Source organism: Mucilaginibacter pankratovii, from assembly GCF_014773265.1.
Lineage (GTDB): Bacteria > Bacteroidota > Bacteroidia > Sphingobacteriales > Sphingobacteriaceae > Mucilaginibacter > Mucilaginibacter pankratovii.
Map to the genome: position 1 here is coordinate 55684 of NZ_JACWMY010000011.1, position 19482 is coordinate 75165.

The following is a 19482-nucleotide window of genomic DNA, read 5'->3' on the forward strand; positions in this document are numbered from 1 at the left end:
GCTAAGCGGTATGCGCGAATTTGTTCCCTTCCATCAAAACCGGCTTAAACGTGTCTTTTGATGAGCCGCAAACCGGGCACTCGTAGCTAAGCAAACCGGCAAATGGCACGCCCGGTGGTATCCCGTTGTGTTCATCACCATAAGCCTCATCGTAAATAGTCAGGCAATCGCTGCATTGGTGTACGGTAATGCCATCAATTTGTGGCGCTTCGGTCACCATAACAGCGGCAGGTTTTAATTCCATACTTTGCCTGGCATAAAAGTCGCTGCAAAGTGCCATCAGGTGTATGCTGAGCTCGTTGGCCGATACCCCTTGCCGGTATACCACAACTTCTTTGGTATTGGGGTTAAAATCCTGTGTATGCGCTATTTCGTACAGATCGTTCCCGCGGTCGCGGATAATGATAGAGCCGTACAGTCCCGATTTGGGCGAGCGTTTCACCACAAAGCTAAGGCGGTAAGTGCGCAGGTCGGCCTCCTCAAATTCGCGAACCAATTGTTGCTTCAATTGCAGGCACTGGCGGCAAAGGTCCTCCACCTGCCAGTTCAATTCGTTGGAGGCATGGCGGATGTTCACCCGGTATTTATTAAGGATATTACCCCATAAAGGGCGGTCGGCAGGCTCTATATTTTTAATCAGTAAAGATTTCCAGGGACTGATGTACAACTGCCCTATGCGGGTTTGCATACATAAATTACAAATCTCCATCAGCAGTTCAATAGCAAACAATTCATCGCGGCGGTATATGCCCAGCCAGTATTTGTTGCCCTGCTTATTGAAACCTTCGTAGTAGGGCAACTGAAAATCGGGCAGTTTTAAGGGCTGCTCTATCTGTTGGATCACAAAATCGCGATCTGCCGATACCAGCTGATGCAATAAGGAAGAATCAATCTCAGGCTGATCATAAAACTGTTGCTTATTGGCAAATATTACCTCCTCTATCACCTTGGCTATCGCAGGGATATCCTCAGAATAGATCAAAGATGGCCAGCTATAAACAATATTAGTTTTAGGATACCTGATCTGCAAATACCAGTAATTACTTACCGATGAAGCTATAAAATTAAGATTGCCGGTAAAAAACGGCGCAAAGGTTTGGCTGCCATCTACAATGTTTATTTTCAGCAGCGGCTTGTAATCGAAGAGATCGAAAATATCTTTGTAAACGCCCTCCTTTAGCCAGTTTTCTTGGTTAAAAATACCATCGGCAATGTAGGAGCTTACAATGTTGGGGTACTCGGCGGCATTCGCCTCATAATCAATACCTGCATTAAACAGTTCAATATCCAGGGCATCCAGTTCATGACCATCTATCTCAAAATACAATTGCTGGCGGTTGCCAAACCTAATGTGCGTGGCACCGGCATTTTGCGCCAATACCAAAATTTCGTATAAGTCGCCGGCAGCAACTACCCCACCGGGCAGGTTTATCTTAATTTGCTTTTTATTGTTCATACCGCACTTACCGTTTGCATTTCTTCCAATAATCGTTTTACCTCCGGCTTACAGCTGCCGCAACCCATGCCGGCACCTGTAGCCGTGCAAAGGCTGGCGAGATTATCGCAGCCTGCCTCAATTTTGTTGCGGATATTACCCGCGCCCACATTATTACAGCTGCAAACCAGCTTGCCTAAAACCGGCTCGGCAGTTTTGCCGCTGCGGAGCAGCTTAAGGCGTTTGTCGCTTAGTTCGGTTTTATTGGCGATAAGTTCCTTAAACTCCAAAAACTCGCTCTTATCGCCTATCAAAATAGTGCCCACTAATTTATCCTGGTGGATGATGCATTTTTTATAGTAGCGCTTGGCCTTATCAATAAACACGATCTCCTCGTAATCCTTATCATCCGGGCAATCCGAGAGGCCAATGCTGCACAGATCGAACCCGTGGATCTTGATGATATTCATAAACAGGCTGCCTTTGTAATAGCTGGCAATATCGCCGTTCATATATGCGGCAACCACTTCTGCCTGTTGCTCGGCGGCTGCGGTGATGCCGTATAGTGTTCCGTTAAACTCGGCTATCTCGCCAATGGCATAGATGGATGGGTCGCTGGTGAGCAGGCGTTCGTTCACCAAAACGCCCCGCTTGCAATCCAGTCCGCAGTCTTTGGCTATCTCCAGATTGGGCGTGGTACCTATGGCCAGTATCATCGCGTCGCAGTTTATTTTACGTCCGCTCCGTAAACCTATACCGGTTAGTTTGGAGCGACCGAAGAACAGTTGCACTTCGTCGTCATAAAAAATATCGCAGCCCTGGTCGGCCATTTCCTCGTGCAGCAGGCGGCTACCCAACTCATCCAGTTGCCGGTTTAAAAACCTGGAGGTACGCTGGATAATGGTAATGGTGATGCCAATTTCGCGGAGCGAGGCGGCCATTTCCAGCCCCAACAAACCACCGCCCACAATCACAACATGCCCGCCTTTGGGCACGTGCTTTTTAAAGTTATCGGCATCGTTGCGGTTACGCATACTGAAGATACCCGGCAGGGATGGCACATTTTTGGGGATGGCTGCCCGGCTGCCAGTAGCCAGCAACAGGACATCGTAATAAGTTTTTACGCCGCGGCTATCAATAACAAACTTGTTGGCGCGGTCTATCTTTTCCACACTTACACCGCGCAGCAAACGGATGTTGTAGCCTGGTTCTTCCTCATCGGTCATTTTCACCAATTGTTCCCAGCGTTGTTCGCCGCTGATATAATCGGGCAGCATTACCCGGTTGTAGAAAGGAAAATCTTCTTTACTAAAAATAGTGATCTCGTCGTCCTTATTCAGTTCGCGGTACGATTTTACGAAACCGTAGGCTCCCGCCCCGGCCCCAACCACCACGATGCGTTGGAACGGTTTTTTGTATTTTTGAACGCTTACCGCGCAATATTTAAGATCGGGTTCTTTGGAAATGGGGTCTACCGCATCATTGGTTAAGTTGTTTACGCGGTTAAGGTCGTTGCCCAATATTTTACCCCAATGCATCGGCATAAATACTACGCCCTGTTTTATTTCTGCGGATAGCTTTGCCTTCACCCTTACCTCGCCCCTGCGGGATGTGATAACGGTTACCTCTCCTTCCCTGATACCCAGTTGCGCGGCATCCAGCGGGTTGATCTCTAAAAACGCCTGCTTAATATGCTGGTTCAGCTTATTAACCTTACCTGTTTTGCTCATGGTGTGCCACTGATCGCGGATGCGGCCGGTTGTGAGGATAAAAGGGTAGTTGCTATCCGGAAGCTCACTGTTGAGGGCATCGGGCACGGCGCTGATGAGGGCGTTCTTATTTTCGGTATAAAAGCGCTTATCGGTAAATAAGCGCTGGGAGCCTGCACCGGCCTTTTTGGTTTTATAGGGCCATTGTACCGTGCCCTGTTGTTTTAATATCTCATAACTCAATCCGCTGATATCGATCGTTGTTTTTGCGGTGAGTTTGGCATGCTCAGCATAAATTTCGGCTGCGTTTTTAAAATCGAAGCCTTTATAGCCCATTTTTTGCGCAAAGCGGCAAATGATCTCGCTATCGGGTAAAGCTTCGCCGGGTGCGTCCAAGATCTTCTCCAAATAACTAATGCGCCGTTCGGAATTGGTCATGGTGCCTTCCTTTTCGGCCCAGGCAGCGGCGGGGAGTATCACATCGGCATAAGCCAAAGTTTCTGGCTTATTGCTAACCTCCTGCACTACCACAAACTTCGCTTTTTTGAGGGCCTCCTCGGCCAAACGCACATTGGGCAAACTGGCGAGCGGGTTGGTACACATGATCCAGATGGCCTTTAAGCGGCCATCATTCAGCGCCTCGAACATTTCGGTAGCGGTGAGACCGGGCTTGGCGGCAATTTCTGTTCCGCCCCAAAATTTTTGTACCTCGGCCCGGTGCAGCGGGTTGGCCAGGTTGCGATGAGCAGGCAGCAGGTTGGCTAATCCGCCAACTTCGCGCCCGCCCATGGCATTTGGCTGCCCGGTTAATGATAGCGGGCCCGAGCCCGGCTTACCAATGTGCCCGGTTATTAAATTGAGGTTTATAAGGCTTAAATTTTTGTTTACCCCTATGGTGCTCTGGTTAAGCCCCATCGTCCACATGGAGATAAAGCCTTTGGCCTGCCCGATGTATTGGGCGGCAAGGCGAATGTCATGTTCGGCTACGCCGCAGATCTGTGCTGCTTCGGCCAAACTGCGCTCAAATACCAGCCGACTGTATTGCTCAAAACCATCGGCGTGGTTGGTAATAAAATCAAGGTCGATATCGCCATTTTCTATCAGTACACGGCCAATGGCATGGTTAAGGGTAATATCGGTGCCGGGGTTTAGCTGCAGGTGCAAATCGGCAATGCCACAGGTATCGGTAGTGCGCGGATCTACCACGATGATCTTTACATCGGGGTTGGCTGCTTTATGTGCCTCTACCCTTCGCCATAAAATGGGGTGGCACCAGGCAGGGTTGGCACCGGTTACATAAAAGCAATCGGCCAGTTCAATATCGTCATAACAAACAGGTACACTGTCCTCGCCCAAGGCTATTTTATAGGCGGCCACCGCGCTGCTCATACACAAGCGCGAATTGGTATCGATATTATTACTGCCGATGAAGCCCTTCATTAGCTTATTCACCACGTAATACTCCTCGGTGAGGCATTGCCCCGAGGCATAAAAGGCCACCGAATCGGGGCCGTACTTTTGGATGAAGGTTTTAAAAACGGCTGCCGTACGTGCCAGTGCATCATCCCAGCTTACCCTTTGCATAGGCATGCTTTTGCTGTAACGCATTTGCGGGTGCAGCAGCCTGTCGGTTTTATCGTTAACGGTGTAATGCAGATTTAGCCCCTTGCTGCAAAGCATCCCTTTATTTACCGGGTGGGTTTTGTCACCCTCCAAAGTGATACTACCGTTTTTTTGCTTATTGATAACAACGCCGCAACCCACTCCGCAATAGCAGCAGGTACTTTTTTGTGTATGAGCGGATAGTTTTGTTTTGACCATTGTTATTTTTGAGCTGAAGGCTGAAAGCTAAAAGCCTCTTTTTAATTTCTTTATGCCATGCTTGCCTCTAAAGCAGGCTCTTCGGCCTGTTTAGGCAATGGTTGTTTTTGAAATCGGGTGATAAGCACTATTACCGATACCGCGATAACCGCGTAACCGATATAGGTAAAGGCCTGCACGTAAGTAATAGATTCCGACTTGAATAAAAAGCCGAACATCATGCCGCCCAGGTTGCCGCCAGCGCCAACAATACCGCTTACCAGCCCTACGTTTTTAGCGTTTACAAAAGGCACAATACCATAAGTGGCCCCGTTAGACATTTTGAGGAACAGCGCGAACGTAAGCATGGTAACAATAGCCATCACCAACGAACCCGAGTGAGCAAACAGCACCAGCCCCGCACCTTCCAGCAACAGTACGCCGGCCAGCAACAGGCCTTTTCCGCGCATACCAAATTTGCCGCCTACTTTGTCTGATACTATACCGCCCAGCGCACGTGCAAAAATGTTCATGAAACCGAAGATGCCGGCCCAGAAACCCGCCGAGCTTTGCGAGAGCTTAAAGGTATCTACAAAGTGCAGCGAGGCCACGTTATCAAACGTGATCTCCATACCAAAGCACATGGCATAGGCAAGGGTAAGCGCCCATATGCGCCAGTCTGCTAATACCGACCAATCGGTTTTGGCAGAGTTTGCTTTAGTATAGCCAACCTCGTCGTAGTTGCCCTCAGGGGTATCTTTGGTGTATTTCCAGTATAATAAAGCAATAAGCAGCATCATAGCACCAGGTACGATCATCGCGTAGCGCCATGCCTCTGCCTTGGTATAACCAAAACCTACGATAGCGGCAAAAATTAAGGGCATTACCATATTGGTTACACCGCCGCCCAGATTACCCCAACCGCCGGTTACCGCGTTTGCAGTACCTTTTATATTTGGTGCAAACATCATAGAGGTATGAAACTGGGTAATTACAAACGATGCCCCGATAACGCCAATAGCCAGTCTGAACAACAGGAAGGAAGTATAATCGTGCGCTAATCCAACTAAAAACACCGGCAGGCAGCCAACAAGCAATAAACGTACAGCTGTTTTACGCGGCCCCCAGGTATCGCAAAGCTTGCCAATGATCAGGCGGGCGATGATGGTAGCAGCTACCGATGCGATGATGGTATTACCCACCTGCCCTTTTGTTAAATGCAGTTCGGCGCGGATAGTTGGCATTAATGGCGCCAGGCCGAACCAGCCAAAAAAGCACACAAAAAACATAAGCCAGGTGGTATGGAAAGTGCGCATTTGCACGCCTGTAAGCGAAAATATGTTGAGTTTGGTAAGTTGTTTTCCTGTTTGATTCATGATTGAGCTATTTGGTTTTTTATATTAATGCGCCTGTTATAAATCAGCAATAGAAAACTTATCTATCAACAGATTTAAGAGTTTATCGTGTATCTGGATATACGCAGGGTCGTGAACAATGTCTTTTTTATTACGGGGGCGGCTAAGCGGTATATCAACAATTTCTTTGATGGTAGCCGCCGGGCCGTTATTCATCACCACTACCCTGTCTGATAAAAATATGGCCTCTTCAATATCATGCGTAACCATAATGATGGTTTTTTGCCTGTCATCCATCACCCAAAGCTTTAATAATTCGATGTGCATGCTGCTTTTTGTTAAAGCATCAAGCGCGCCGAAGGGCTCATCAAGCAATAGTATTTTAGGGTTGATGGAAAAAGCACGCGCTATGGCCACCCGCTGTTTCATACCGCCTGATAGCTGGCCCGGTAATTTATCTTTATGCTCCCATAAGTTAACCATTTTTAGGTTGGTTTCAACCAGTGCTGTTTTTTCGGCAGCTGTTTTATCTTTCAAGGCTGCATCAACGGCAACATAAATATTTCTGTAAACCGTAAGCCATGGCAATAACGAATAGTTTTGAAAAACTATCCCCCTGTCGGGGCCGGGTGAGGTTACTTTTTTGCCGTTAGCATATACCTCGCCACTGGTAGGTTTTACCATGCCGCTTATGGTACTCATCAGGGTTGATTTACCACAACCCGAGTGGCCTATCAATGCCACTATTTCGCCTTTCCGTACCGTCAGATCAATCTCCTTTACGGCAGTGTATATACCTTTCGGCGTTTTAAAGCTTACGGTTACATTATTTATTTGAATGCTTACCGGTTTAGTATCCTGATCCAAAAGGTGTTCGTCAACTACCGAAACGCCTTCGTCTGATAGTGATATTGTTGATGTATTACTCATAAATTACACTTTTAAATAATGATTTTTAAACCGCGTACGAGAATTTCTTTTGCAGCCAGGTAAAACACACATCAAGCAGGGAGCCTACTATGCCTATGATAATTATAGCCACCAAAATTTTGGCTACGCTGCCCCCGTTAAAGCCTTCTTCCCAAACAAAATTGCCCAGCCCTATTCCGCCCGATAACATTTCGCCGGCAACTATAACCATCCAGGCAATACCTATAGATAGCCTGAGCCCGGTGATAATATGCGGCAAACTAAAGGGCAATAGTATTTTGCTGAGGTAGCTCCAGGTAGAAAAACCGAAGGCTTTGCTTACGTTTTTATGATCCTGCGGGATACTGGATGCGCCAAAAGCGGCGTTTATTAAGGTTGGCCATATACAGCATATAAATATCATGAAGATACTTGCCTTTGGCGAGTCCTGAAAAATGGCCAGGCCCAGCGGAAACCAGGCAAGTGGCGAAACAGGCTTTAAAATTTGCACCATAGGGTTAATAATGCGCATGGCAATTTTGCTGCTGCCCATCATAAGCCCAATGGGAATGGCAAACAGGCTGCCTAAGCCAAAACCAATACCCACCCTGGCGAGCGAGCTTAGTAACTTGGTCATGATCCCCTTCTGGTCGGCATCGTTTTGAAAAGGTTGCTGTATTACCTCTTTAAATACCGCCCAGGTAGCCAGCGGAGTAGGTATCTCGTTCTTGGTAAGTTTGGCTATCAGAGCCCAAATACCGCCCATAATTACCATTCCGGCCACAAAATACCCTACCGACACCGCCGTTTTTATTGAAAATAAATTCTTCATATCATTTTAAGTGTTTTAGCAAATTTTGCCGGGATAAACAGCACCCGGCAAAAATCTACCTCAATTAACTACTAACTATTTTTTTGAGCCCGCTATATATGGCGCAGGGTTCTTCGGGTCGAAGACGATTGTTTCCAGGTTTGTTTTAAAAGGTTTCATATCCTCCTGTACGGGGACACCCATGCTTTTAGCAACCTCGGTGTACAAATCGTCCATAATTAATTTCTGCGCTATTGCGTTGTAATCGGGCGCTGTGCTGATCATACCAAAGCGCATATACTGGGCCATAAACCATATTCCGTACGATAGTTTTGGCGTATTCACTATGCCATTATTATAAAACGTCATATAGTCGTCTTTATACTTTTGCACACCCATATCGCAGCCAATTTCGGTAGATCCCATTAAACGGGCCTCAATTACCTGTACCGGGGCATTTACGTAGTTTGGCTTGCTTAGCAGCAGTGCCGCTTTTTTGCGGTTGCTCATCACATCAAGCCACTTACAGGCCTCAATAAGGGCTTTCATTACATTTTTAAGATCTTCCTTATCAGTTTCGGCGAAGGCTTTATTGGCTACCAGTGCTTTTTCGGGGTGGTTTTTCCATATATCCTGGCTGGAGATCTGGGTAAAACCGATACCCTGGGTAGCAGCTACGCCATTCCATGGTTCGCCTACGCTAAACCCTTCCATATTATCAACCCGCATATTAGCTACCATCTGCGGCGGCGGTATGGTAATAATACCTACCGATTTTGAATTTACACCGCAGGCAGCCAGCCAGTTGCGTAACCATATATCGTGTGTGCCACCCGGAAACGTCATGGCAAAGGTTACTTCCTTGTGTGCTTTTACAGATTTGATAGCGGCTGCTACCTTCTTAAGATCCCTGAAGCCAACCAGCCCGCAAAAATCTTTAGAAAGGGTAATGGCCTGCCCGTTGTTATTTAGTATCATGGCTATCTTCATTTCAGAACCAGCCTTGCCACCTATACCTGTATAAACCGAAAACGGCATGGAGAACAGGCAATGCGCGGCATCCAGCTCGCCATTTAAAATTTTATCGCGGATCACCGCCCACGATGCCTCTTTGGATAGTTGTACATCAACCCCATACTTTGCAAAAAAGCCCATCTCTTTTGCAATAACCAGGGGGGCACAATCTGTTAAGGGAATAAAACCCAGTTTAATAACCCTTTTAGGTGGCCTGGCAGCAGCGCCGCTTGCCAGTATCAACAGGCACAAACACCATAACAATACGGGCTTGCAATATTTTTGTATGTATATATTCATTTTAGGGGTATTTTATGTTTTTTAAATTATTGTTTAATGGCAACCGGCTTAGCGTAAAAAAAGTCGGGAGTGAATTTTATCATCACATAGGCCCAGGTAGCGGTTTTATTAAAGGTAGCCGCAGTAGCATCGTTTACCGCCTGAGCTTTGGCAAAGGGCAGGCTATTGGTACCCTTCATCAGCGAGTAACCCAGCTCTATGTTGGTAAACTTGTTTGCAGTATAGCTAAAAAGCAGGTCGGCCTCTTTACCCAGGTTTTTGCCAATAACTGTTCCGTCGGCCTTTTTCATATCTTTATTAAGCGAAAACGAATGCAGATCGAGCCCCAATGCAAAGGTGTTGGCCGTGTATTTGAATTTAAGGTATGGGTTATTCAACCCGCCCTTAGGCGATCCGGTGCCTGCATAAAAATAATCCATGTAGCCCCAAAACTTATGCGGCGTGCCGTACAATGGGTCGAATGAGTTGTTTTTACCTGCGGCAATATCTGAAGTTGAGCTACCCGAAACTACATCATAACCGGGTGTTATACTAAAGAGGCCTTTTTGATAGGTGGCGGCTATAGTATAATGGTACGCGTTCATCTTCTTCTCGTCTCTGTCCTTGCCGGATTGACGGTAGTAAGCTGCCTGTATAGCAATTTTGCCAAAACCAGATGCGTTGCCAATAGTGGGGCTAAGCATTAAACCATAAGTATAGCGCCTGTTTATACCATAGTCATAAGTATCGGCACTGCCATTGGGAGCAAACCGGCGGCCATAAACATATCCCGTGGCGGCGGCCCCTACCGAATCGAGCCGGTATTTACCAAAATTATCATTGAAGAGCAGTATCGACAGCTTGGTTTGGTCAATTTTTTTGCTGATGTACAAGCTGGTGAACGACTTATAGTTTTGCGTTGCGCCATTGGTACCCGCGGGGTTTGTAAACACGGGCGTGCCCGCTTTTGAGCTATTATTTGCCGCGCTGCCGCCAGTAGCTAACGGAAGCATGCCTGCGGGGAGCGGCACAAGCGTACCCGCACTGTTTTTAATATACGCAGGTAAATTACCCGGCAGATAATTACTGTTGGTTATACCTGCAGCATCGGTGTTTTGGTTGTATGCAACACCAAGGTCTACCTGCCAGCCGTGGTGCATAGCCTTTAATAAGGCCATATCGTGCTGGCGCGCCTGCTGCAGCCAGTCCAGATTACCAATAAGGCGCGAATCATCGTAGATCAGTTCCTGCCTGCCTATTTTTAAGGTAAGCATATCCAATAGCTTAAACCTTACATTGGTATCGGCTTTGTTGGCAAGGGTTAGCTCTGCCCAGCCTTCGTGCAGCATAAAACGATTTCCATCTGCGAGTGATATAGTAGAAGCATCCGCCCCCCACACCCGTATGTCCTGCACGCTAACGCCAAAGGTTAACAGATCCCATTTGTAGCCAAAATTTAAGCGGGTGCGCTGCGAAATAAAATTGGCATTTTTTGCGCCGTTTGGCACCAGGTTACCGTAACCGTTACGGCTTTCGGCGCGGGCGCGCAATTGCCCAACCAGGCTAAACTGAGCCCTTACAGTGGTGATTTGAAAACAGCCGAAAATTAAAAATACGGCAAATATTATGATTTTATAACGTACATTTTTATACATTTGGTTTGGTTTTTTATTTGTTAAAGCGATTAAAAACTGTTTGACCCTGTCTGGGAATGCGACCTCCCGGCAGGGCTTTTTTATTATTTTTTTATTTTTATCATAGGCAGCGGCTATTGTTGTTTTTAGAGCGATTCATTATTATAAATATATCATAATTAATGATTAAATACAATTTTTATCGTTTTAAAAGCAATTTTTATGATTAAAATCATACAACAAGCCATTTTTTAGTAAAAATCTAAATTTTCATCACAAAAAATTGCTCAAAATGTAGTTTTGATAATTTTAAAGGCACTATAAAATGCATTTTAGTACGAAAATTTATGATATAACTTATATTTAACAGATATTTTACACTAAAAACAGCAAATAATCATTCATTTAATCATAATTTAGGCCACCAAAAGCACAAAAAAGCTATAAATGAAAAAAAACACCCAATGCGATAACCAGTCTTGTTTTTTGTGCAGAAGCTGTATAAAAGAGTGGCTGCCAGCAGTTGCCGCCAACAAAAGAAACTTTGTTGCTAAAAAAGGACAGGTAATTTTCAGCGAGGGCGACCCGGTTACCGGGATCTATTTTGTTTACGAGGGAAATGTAAAAGTACATAAGAAGTGGGGGCCCGATAAAGAACTCATCATTCGTTTTGCTAATAAGGGCGCTATTTTTGGGCACAGGGTTTTAGGCAAACAGGCCGCTAATTACCCTATATCGGCTACAGCTTTAGAGGAAAGCCTGATATGTTACGTGAATATGGATTTTTTTGAGGCCACACTGAAAGTAAACCCGGGCTTTACTTATGACCTGATGCTGTTTTTTGCCGAGGAATTAAAAGAGGCTGAGCGCAAAATGCGCAACCTGGCGCACATGCCAGTAAAGGGACGGGTAGCACAGGCGTTGATATCTCTTAAAGAGCAGTTTGGCACCAACGGGGAAGGGCACGTAGATATAGAACTTACCCGGCAGGACCTGGCCTCTTACGCAGGCGCTACCTACGAAACCGTTTTTAGGGTGGTGAACGAGATGATACAGGAAGGCACCATTATTGCCAACGGTAAAAAAATAAGCATTACCGATACAGATAAGCTTTTTGCTTTAACACAGGATAGTACCCTGTAATTAATCTATCCCTATAAAAACCCTGCCGTTCTCTACTTTCACCGGGTAGGTTTTAATAGCCATATCATCTTCGCCAAGGCATTCGCCGGTAAGCAGCGAAAATGTTTTTTTATGAAACGGACAAGCCACTTTGGGCTCGCAGTTTTCGCCTGTACTGCCTATCATCCCGCGAGAAAGGGCCATCTGCTGTTTATGCGGACAAAGATTTTGGGTGGCATACCATTCGCCGCGGCGGCTAAAATTAAATATGGCAATTTGCTCGTCGCCATGCTTAATGCACGATCCGCCGTTATCCGGCACATCATCCACATAGCAGGCCAGTATCCAGTTAGTTGTTAATGTTGTTTCCATGATTTTTTATATTTATTAGGCATCAATGCATGTTAACCCGGTAGTTTTTAATCTATTGATTATCAATTATTTAAAAGTTTACACTTGAAATTGTGTAAACTTTTGTAAACTTTTTTAAGTCTTCAACTACCTTTTTTTTTTATTTTTACTGTTGAATTTTGACTTAAATCCCTACCACTCTTTGGCCCGCACCTGTTCGCGCATAGGTTCGAATTGGGCGTGCGGATCTTTTTCTTCGGGTGCGTTTATAAAATGCGAGAAGCGTTTACGCATAGCCGGGCTTTCTATCACTTCCTTCCATTCGCAATGGTAGGTATTTACCAGGGCCTGCATTTCTTCTTCCAATTGTTCAGCCAAACCCAGGCTATCATTAATGATAACGTTTTTGAGGTAACTCATCCCGCCATCCAGCTTGTTTAACCAGGTTGCGGTACGGGTAAGCTGATCGGCTGTTTTGATATAGAACATCAAAAAGCGATCGAGGTATTTAATAACGGTTTGGTTATCTATATCAGTAGCCAGCAGTTGCGCGTGCTGCGGTTTAGAGCCGCCATTACCGCATACGTATAAGTTCCAACCCTTTTCGGTAGCAATGATGCCAAAATCTTTGGATTGCGCTTCGGCACATTCGCGCACACAGCCGCTTACGCCGCCCTTTATTTTGTGCGGCGCACGGATACCTTTGTATCTGTCTTCAATTTCGATGGCAAAGGTTACGCTATCGTGCAATCCAAAGCGGCACCACGTGCTACCCACACAGCTTTTAACTGTGCGCAGTGCTTTGCCGTAGGCGTGCCCGCTTTCAAAACCGGCATCTATCAATTCTTCCCAAATTGCCGGCAGATCATTCAAATGCGCGCCGAACATATCTATACGCTGACCACCGGTTATTTTGGTATAAAGCCCATATCTTTTAGCTACCTGGCCAATCACGATCAGTTTATCAGGCGTTATCTCTCCGCCAGGGATGCGTGGAACTACAGAATATGTACCACCTTTTTGGATATTGGCCAAAAAGCGGTCGTTACTATCCTGTATCACTTCCTGCTTTACAATTACATCATTCCACAGGCTGGAGAGGATGCTGGCAACAACCGGCTTACAAACTTCGCAGCCATCGCCTTTACCATAATGATCCAGCACCAGGTCGTAATTCTTCAGGCCGTTTATCTTCACCAGGTCAAAAAGTTCCTGGCGCGAATAATCAAAATGCTCGCATACCACATTCTTAATATATTGCCCATTGGCTTTCATAGTGCCGGCGATCAGGTCCTTCACCAATGGTACGCAGCCGCCACAACCGGTACCAGCTTTGGTGCATTTTTTCATGCCATCCATATTGGTGATGCCCTGTTCGTTTACGGCACCGCAAATGGCAGCCTTGGTAACGGCTTCGCAAGAGCAGATGAGCGCATCATCGGGCAGGTTCATTACACCCGCGCCTTCGCTTGCCGCACCACCGCGCGAACCTAAGATAAGGTCCTCCGGATCGGGTGGCAGTACTATTTTATTATTTACCGTTTGCAGCAGCATATTGTAAGCCTCTGCCTCGCCAATTAATATACCTCCCAAAAGCTGCTTACCATCGTTACTGATGTTAATGCGCTTGTAAATACCTTTATGCGTATCCTCAAACAATATGGTACGGCAATCGGGCTCGGTGATAAAGGCATCACCAAAGCTGGCTACATCAACACCTATGAGCTTTAGCTTGGTGCTCATATCGTAACCATAAAAAGACTTATCGGCTTTGGTGATATGCGCAGCGGCAATGTCCGCCATCTCATAACCGGGAGCAACCAGTCCGTATATCATCCCTTCGTACAAGGCACATTCGCCAATGGCGTAAATATGCTCGTCGCTGGTTTGCATTTTTTCGTTCACCATGATGCCTCCGCGGGTACCAACGTGCAAACCGGCAAGTTTTGCCAGCTCATCGCGCGGGCGGATCCCTGCCGAAATCACCAGCATATCTACCGCCAGCAAGCTATCATCGTTAAAACGCAGGGCATCTATCTTTTTATCGCCCACTATGGCGGCGGTACTTTTATTTAAATGGATATGCAAGCCCAATTGGTTAAGCTTCAGCTGCAGCATATTACTCCCTGCCGAATCTATCTGCCTTGGCATCAGCCTTGGCGCAAACTCAATTACATGTGGCTCGGCAATACCCAGATCCATCAACGCCTTGGCAGCCTCCAGCCCAAGTAAACCACCGCCCATTACCGCGCCCGATTTTGCGGTAGCGGCGCAGGCCTTTATCAATTCCAGGTCTTCTATAGTACGGTAAACAAATACACCTTCTTTTTCTATCCCCGGGATATCGGGTACAAATGCAGAGGAGCCGGTTGCTAATACCAGGTAATCGTAATGCAGGGTTACACCTTTTAAGGAGTGAATGGTTTTTTGAGCGCGGTTAATTTCCTGGATAGGATCGCCCAGGTGCAGCGTAATACCATTATCGGCATACCACGAGTGGGTGGAAAGCGACAGGTCGTCGGCAGATTTACCATTGAAGTATTCGCTGAGGTGCACCCTATCATAAGCATGGCGGGGTTCTTCGCCAAAAACAATTATCTGGAACTGTGATGACCGGGCTAACAATTTTTCGCAAAACTTATAGCCTACCATGCCGTTGCCTGCAACAATAATGATTGGTTTTGACATTGTGATATTTTTTAAATGTTAAAGCAATTTTTCCGAACTAAATACACCAAACTGCGACCTTAAATGCATTTACATCACAATTATAATTCAAATAATCATCAAAAAGAAATAAAAATTGAATTTTTTATTAAATAAATCATACAATTTGTCTTTATTATTCATAATTTAGAGCATTAAATATAATTTAAATCAGTTTTTAAAGTATTTTAATTGCATTTTTGTTATAAAAGCGATTAAAACACAGTAATTGATTGATAAAAAGCTCTTTTTTACCACTAATTTTTGATAAAATGCAAAATAAATCACCAAAACCAGAATTATTTGTGTTGGGAGCGGGTCCGGGCGACCCTGACCTGATAACGGTAAAAGGATATAAAATACTGCAGCAAGCCAACGTAGTATTATATGATAACCTGGCCAATACCGAACTACTGGCCCTTTGCCGCGAAGACTGCGAAAAGGTATATGTAGGAAAACGCCCCTACGGCGATTACACCCCGCAGGAAAACATACACGAACTGATACGCCATTACGCTTTTACCAAAGGCATGGTGGTAAGGCTTAAGGGCGGCGACCCGTTCATCTTCGGGCGCGGTTTCGAGGAGATCATTTATGCGAGGCAGCACGGCATTAAAACACATTTCATCCCGGGTATTACCAGTATGCAGGCATCGGGCTTTGAGGATATCCCCCTCACACACCGCTCGGTAAGCGAAAGCGTGTGGATGATAACCGGCACCAAGAAGGATGGTAAACTATCTGCCGACCTGAAGCTGGCCATGCAAAGCAATGCCACTGTAGTGATATATATGGGCATGAAGAAACTGGCGGAAATAGCTAAAAGCTATGTGGATGCCGGTTTTGGGAACACGCCTGCCGCTATTATCCAGCATGCATCGTTGCCAAACCAGCGCAGCGCTGTTGGCATGGCCCGCAATCTGGAGTGGCTGGCAGAGCAGCATAAATTAACCTACCCGGCCATTATTATAATAGGCGATGTGGTAACCGTTCAAACGCAAGAAATATTATGTTATGAAGATAAGGATAAAGGGCAATTCGCTGCGGTACAGGCTTACTAAAGGCGATGTAAGTAACCTTGCAACCAACGGTTTCATAGAAGAAAGCACCAATTTTGGCACGCAGGTGTTCAGGTACGCGCTACGCCGGGGTATGGTTAATTCACTGTCGGCAACTTTTGAGGATAATACCATAACCATCCACATGCCCGACCAAATGATAGAAGAATGGGCATATACCGACCGCGTTGGCTTTGAAAGCACCAACAACGCTATGTATTTATTAGTAGAAAAAGATTTTGTTTGCCTGGATAACGTAGCCGAGGACCAAAGCGACAACTACCCCAACCCATTATTGTGCTGATATAAATATAGGCCCGATCCTTTTCTACGTATGATATTGTTAGCCCGATAATATCAATTCATAAACCTGATTCTTCACCCTGTCGGCTTCCTCGCCTGCGGCTGTTTGGTTACGCCTACGCTATGAGCAAAATCTTCTTTTTTGGTAAAATACTCCAATGCTAAAATCAATAAGGTTGAAGTGATAAAATTCACCTTTTGCACAATGGGTAATAAACTCCAATTGCTTGTACCCCACAAGTATATACTGTAATAGAAGATCAAAATACAAATCACACAAACTACCTTGAACAGCTGAAGTTTCGTTTTTAAAATAAAAACAGAGATAACAATTAAACACGTCCAAAACACGCTGGTTGATATGATCAGCATAATGTCATGCAAGGATGTCACCGTTAAAAACGTAAAAAGAATATTAGACATACCGCCATACTTCAAAATAACGGCAGCATTTTTTTCTGGTATTTTTTTTGCCATGTTAATAAAAAAGATAGCATAGGTAATTGGCAGGAGGATCATCCCTGCGTATGCCCAAAACCGGGAAGGATTTTCGGCACCGTTTAGCGCTTTGGCTCCAAACAAGTTGCTCATAAAACTTCTTGACCACTCAAAACCAACCGAATACTGATTGAACCTGGAGCCGCCCGGGTAAAGCGAAATCGCTATCATTATTAAGATCAACGAAATTACTATCCCTATTAAAACTGAATATTTTTTGATCATTTGCGTAAAGTATCGGTTGAGAAAACTGCCAGTTAGAGTAACGCGCGTGCCTATTGTTACTAATTGCTTCCCGCATCTGAAATATCATCATCAAAAATATTTTCAAAAAAACTTGCGCAGTTGATTGGCTGCATATATATTTGCAGTCGATCAACTGCATATTATATGAGACGAGACATTTTCCAGGCCATTGCCGACCCTACGCGCAGGGCTATTTTGAGTATGCTGGCGTTAGGCGCCATGACGCCCAATGCCGTTGCAGAGCACTTCGACAGTACCAGACAAACCATATCAAAACACATCCAGATCCTGACCGAGTGCGAAGTGCTGATACAGAAAAAAACGGGCAGAGAAATATATTATCACTTTAACCCACAAAAAATGAAAGAGATTGACGTTTGGCTGCAAGGCTTCCGCAAGATGTGGGAAGACAGCTTTAACCAATTAGATGACTTATTAAACGACTTATAAAAATTAAAAATCATGACAAACAATTTCACGTTCGAAACAGACCTTGCCGCTAAAAAGATCTATGTATCGCGCGAGTTTAACGCGCCTGTTGAAAAAGTATGGAGAGCATGGACAGAGCCGGCCCTGATTGACAAATGGATTGCGCCAAAACCATGGACAGCCGAAACTAAAACATGGGATTTTACTATTGGTGGAACATGGCTATACGCCATGATTGGCACCGACGGCCAAAAACGCTGGGTATATGCCGAGTTTACTGCAATAGAAAACGGCAGTGCCTTTTCAACAACAGGTATGTTTTGTGATAGCGATGGAAATCCCGTTACAGCCGGGCCAAAATCATATAAGGACACTAAATTCATATCGATTGAGGGTAATAGAACAAGGGTTGATTCGGTGATCACCTTTGAAGAAGAATCCACTGTGAAAATGTTTGTGGAAAATGGCTTCAAAGAAGGTACCGCTGCGAGCCTCGGCAATCTGGATGAGTTACTGGCTTCGGAATAGGCGCAATTTTGTACCTGCCCCTATTGTTCTCTCAATCATAATCAAATAAAAACCACTAAAAAAAATTAATACAATGAAAATTAAACTTTTAAGCGTTGCTCTTGGCATTGTTTTGTCGGCAACTGTTTTGAGCGCCAATGCGCAGAAACGCTACACAGAAGGCCTGCTAACCATTAAAACAAGCGGGGGCGGCTATGAAATCGAAGTGAAGGAATACTTCAGGCCTGATTCCACCGCTGCACTGTTTTCTGCCGGCCCGGCAAACCTTAAGCTTTTGGCAGATGCCAACTACAAGTTTTTTGCAGTTGTAGCCAGCGTACCTGCGGCCAATATAAAAAAGGCGGCGATTTATACACCTGCCGAAATTGACCAGGTTTTAAGCAGTTTCCCAACACTTACTTTTGCTACTTCAACCGAAACGAAACAGATATCGGGTTTCAACTGTAAAAAAGTGGTGGCAACAGATACCAAGACTAAAAAAACATACGATATCTGGATAACCAACGACATAGCGCTGCCTTCTTCTGTTATCGACAAATATTACGCAGCTATTGGCGGCGCTCCTATCAAATATATATCGTTCCAAACAGGGCCGGATGGTGTGCTTACGGCTGCTGATTATGTAATAACCGGTGTATCTGATCAAAAGGCCCCCGCCGGTACTTTTGGCATAGCGCCCGATTTTGATAAAATATCAAAAGCCGAGCTCGACGCCATGTCGCGCGGTAAGCAGTAACCTTACTTCATTGCTTTACGTGTGAGAGCTTGCTGAAACGGAATACTAATTTAAAGTTGCTTTACGGAGGTAAGGCAGCTTTTTTGTTGTAAACATAAACGGAAAGTTTACAGTTTACCTGTGGTTGATAAAAACTTCGCCTAAAAATCACACCTTTAGGTTTATTCCGAAAAATTAATGCCCAATGAAAAGTTTAGCAGAATTTCAAGAATCGTTAAATTTAAGCCAGCCAGATGACAGGTTCTCCGCGCAATTAAAAAGCCTTTGGTATGATGGTAAAGGGGATTGGCATCAGGCGCACGCGCAGGTAGATCATCTTACAGATCAGGCATCGGCCTGGGTGCACGCTTATGTGCACCGCAAAGAAGGCGATATTGGCAATGCCGATTACTGGTATAGAAGAGCGGGGCAAACCCGCCCGAAAGTATCTTTGGAAGAAGAATGGGGGCAGTTGGTATTAGAATTTCTTTAGCATTGGCCGGCGTTATAAACCAAATTATTGTGCGGAATGAATGAGCACTGGAGATGGATGAATGGATCAAAACTAATACCGACAACC

General features: G+C 45.3%; 17 protein-coding genes. 7 read left to right on the forward strand and 10 right to left on the reverse strand.

The genetic code is table 11. From position 1 onward, the window contains the following. Position 1 precedes the first annotated feature (1 nt). From IDJ77_RS19970 to IDJ77_RS20000, 7 genes are all read right to left on the reverse strand, one after another. Positions 2 to 1456: a rubredoxin gene (locus tag IDJ77_RS19970; protein ID WP_191190757.1), complete on the reverse strand. Its 1455-nt coding sequence runs from the start codon at positions 1454 to 1456 to the stop codon at positions 2 to 4. Next, the gene (locus tag IDJ77_RS19975) at positions 1453 to 4965 is read right to left on the reverse strand and encodes a nitrate reductase (RefSeq protein WP_191190758.1); all 3513 of its coding nucleotides are present in this window, start codon (positions 4963 to 4965) and stop codon (positions 1453 to 1455) included. Before IDJ77_RS19975 ends, IDJ77_RS19970 begins: the two co-directional genes overlap by 4 nt. A 50-nt stretch (positions 4966 to 5015) precedes the next feature. After that, entirely contained in the window at positions 5016 to 6320 is a 1305-nt protein-coding gene (locus IDJ77_RS19980) for an MFS transporter (protein WP_191190759.1), read from the reverse strand. 36 nt (positions 6321 to 6356) lie between these two features. Continuing rightward, positions 6357 to 7229, reverse strand: a complete 873-nt coding sequence (locus tag IDJ77_RS19985; RefSeq protein WP_191190760.1) for an ABC transporter ATP-binding protein — start codon at positions 7227 to 7229, stop codon at positions 6357 to 6359. Positions 7230 to 7254: 25 nt separating this feature from the next. Continuing rightward, positions 7255 to 8040, reverse strand: coding sequence for an ABC transporter permease (locus IDJ77_RS19990; RefSeq protein ID WP_191190761.1), 786 nt, complete (start codon positions 8038 to 8040; stop codon positions 7255 to 7257). 75 nt (positions 8041 to 8115) lie between these two features. Next, positions 8116 to 9333 (reverse strand): CmpA/NrtA family ABC transporter substrate-binding protein, encoded by a 1218-nt coding sequence (locus IDJ77_RS19995; RefSeq protein WP_191190762.1) that lies wholly within the window; start codon positions 9331 to 9333, stop codon positions 8116 to 8118. A gap of 26 nt (positions 9334 to 9359) precedes the next feature. Further along, complete coding sequence (locus IDJ77_RS20000; RefSeq protein WP_191190763.1) at positions 9360 to 10967, reverse strand: alginate export family protein; 1608 nt, start codon at positions 10965 to 10967, stop codon at positions 9360 to 9362. Positions 10968 to 11393: 426 nt separating this feature from the next. Between IDJ77_RS20000 and IDJ77_RS20005 the strand changes: the two genes are divergently transcribed. Beyond that, a complete protein-coding gene (locus IDJ77_RS20005; RefSeq protein ID WP_191190764.1) occupies positions 11394 to 12089 on the forward strand; it encodes a Crp/Fnr family transcriptional regulator in 696 nt (231 codons plus the stop codon). Here IDJ77_RS20005 and nirD read toward each other — a convergent pair whose 3' ends face one another. Then, a complete protein-coding gene (nirD, locus tag IDJ77_RS20010; RefSeq protein WP_191190765.1) occupies positions 12090 to 12440 on the reverse strand; it encodes a nitrite reductase small subunit NirD in 351 nt (116 codons plus the stop codon). A 171-nt stretch (positions 12441 to 12611) separates the two neighbouring features. Then, positions 12612 to 15107: a nitrite reductase large subunit NirB gene (gene nirB, locus IDJ77_RS20015; protein ID WP_191190766.1), complete on the reverse strand. Its 2496-nt coding sequence runs from the start codon at positions 15105 to 15107 to the stop codon at positions 12612 to 12614. 290 nt (positions 15108 to 15397) lie between these two features. Here nirB and cobA point away from each other — a divergent pair, with 290 nt between their 5' ends. Beyond that, positions 15398 to 16186 (forward strand): uroporphyrinogen-III C-methyltransferase, encoded by a 789-nt coding sequence (cobA, locus tag IDJ77_RS20020; protein WP_191190767.1) that lies wholly within the window; start codon positions 15398 to 15400, stop codon positions 16184 to 16186. Further along, on the forward strand, positions 16140 to 16487 hold the full coding sequence (locus IDJ77_RS20025) for a DUF7009 family protein (RefSeq protein WP_191190768.1): 348 nt from the start codon (positions 16140 to 16142) through the stop codon (positions 16485 to 16487). The genes cobA and IDJ77_RS20025 overlap by 47 nt, the downstream gene beginning before the upstream one ends. A gap of 74 nt (positions 16488 to 16561) precedes the next feature. Here the strand turns inward: IDJ77_RS20025 and IDJ77_RS20030 are convergent, their stop codons facing one another. Next, a complete protein-coding gene (locus IDJ77_RS20030) occupies positions 16562 to 16963 on the reverse strand; it encodes a hypothetical protein (RefSeq protein WP_191190769.1) in 402 nt (133 codons plus the stop codon). Positions 16964 to 17374: 411 nt separating this feature from the next. On the opposite strand from IDJ77_RS20030, the gene IDJ77_RS20035 reads away from it, so the two are divergent. The 4 genes from IDJ77_RS20035 (at position 17375) to IDJ77_RS20050 (ending at position 19395) form a co-directional block, all read left to right on the forward strand. Then, complete coding sequence (locus IDJ77_RS20035) at positions 17375 to 17680, forward strand: ArsR/SmtB family transcription factor (RefSeq protein WP_191190770.1); 306 nt, start codon at positions 17375 to 17377, stop codon at positions 17678 to 17680. A 12-nt stretch (positions 17681 to 17692) separates the two neighbouring features. After that, complete coding sequence (locus tag IDJ77_RS20040; RefSeq protein WP_191190771.1) at positions 17693 to 18187, forward strand: SRPBCC domain-containing protein; 495 nt, start codon at positions 17693 to 17695, stop codon at positions 18185 to 18187. 73 nt (positions 18188 to 18260) lie between these two features. Beyond that, a complete protein-coding gene (locus IDJ77_RS20045) occupies positions 18261 to 18923 on the forward strand; it encodes a hypothetical protein (protein ID WP_191190772.1) in 663 nt (220 codons plus the stop codon). A 184-nt stretch (positions 18924 to 19107) separates the two neighbouring features. Then, the gene (locus IDJ77_RS20050; protein ID WP_191190773.1) at positions 19108 to 19395 is read left to right on the forward strand and encodes a hypothetical protein; all 288 of its coding nucleotides are present in this window, start codon (positions 19108 to 19110) and stop codon (positions 19393 to 19395) included. Positions 19396 to 19482 lie beyond the last annotated feature (87 nt).

Excerpts from the sequence above, each read along its gene's own strand:
- IDJ77_RS19970 (WP_191190757.1), bottom strand. The coding sequence starts at position 1,456 with ATGAACAATAAAAAGCAAATTAAGATAAACCTGCCCGGTGGGGTAGTT.
- IDJ77_RS19975 (WP_191190758.1), bottom strand. The coding sequence starts at position 4,965 with ATGGTCAAAACAAAACTATCCGCTCATACACAAAAAAGTACCTGCTGC.
- IDJ77_RS19980 (WP_191190759.1), bottom strand. The coding sequence starts at position 6,320 with ATGAATCAAACAGGAAAACAACTTACCAAACTCAACATATTTTCGCTT.
- IDJ77_RS19985 (WP_191190760.1), bottom strand. The coding sequence starts at position 7,229 with ATGAGTAATACATCAACAATATCACTATCAGACGAAGGCGTTTCGGTA.
- IDJ77_RS19990 (WP_191190761.1), bottom strand. The coding sequence starts at position 8,040 with ATGAAGAATTTATTTTCAATAAAAACGGCGGTGTCGGTAGGGTATTTT.
- IDJ77_RS19995 (WP_191190762.1), bottom strand. The coding sequence starts at position 9,333 with ATGAATATATACATACAAAAATATTGCAAGCCCGTATTGTTATGGTGT.
- IDJ77_RS20000 (WP_191190763.1), bottom strand. The coding sequence starts at position 10,967 with ATGTATAAAAATGTACGTTATAAAATCATAATATTTGCCGTATTTTTA.
- IDJ77_RS20005 (WP_191190764.1), top strand. The coding sequence starts at position 11,394 with ATGAAAAAAAACACCCAATGCGATAACCAGTCTTGTTTTTTGTGCAGA.
- nirD (WP_191190765.1), bottom strand. The coding sequence starts at position 12,440 with ATGGAAACAACATTAACAACTAACTGGATACTGGCCTGCTATGTGGAT.
- nirB (WP_191190766.1), bottom strand. The coding sequence starts at position 15,107 with ATGTCAAAACCAATCATTATTGTTGCAGGCAACGGCATGGTAGGCTAT.
- cobA (WP_191190767.1), top strand. The coding sequence starts at position 15,398 with ATGCAAAATAAATCACCAAAACCAGAATTATTTGTGTTGGGAGCGGGT.
- IDJ77_RS20025 (WP_191190768.1), top strand. The coding sequence starts at position 16,140 with ATGAAGATAAGGATAAAGGGCAATTCGCTGCGGTACAGGCTTACTAAA.
- IDJ77_RS20030 (WP_191190769.1), bottom strand. The coding sequence starts at position 16,963 with ATGGCAAAAAAAATACCAGAAAAAAATGCTGCCGTTATTTTGAAGTAT.
- IDJ77_RS20035 (WP_191190770.1), top strand. The coding sequence starts at position 17,375 with ATGAGACGAGACATTTTCCAGGCCATTGCCGACCCTACGCGCAGGGCT.
- IDJ77_RS20040 (WP_191190771.1), top strand. The coding sequence starts at position 17,693 with ATGACAAACAATTTCACGTTCGAAACAGACCTTGCCGCTAAAAAGATC.
- IDJ77_RS20045 (WP_191190772.1), top strand. The coding sequence starts at position 18,261 with ATGAAAATTAAACTTTTAAGCGTTGCTCTTGGCATTGTTTTGTCGGCA.
- IDJ77_RS20050 (WP_191190773.1), top strand. The coding sequence starts at position 19,108 with ATGAAAAGTTTAGCAGAATTTCAAGAATCGTTAAATTTAAGCCAGCCA.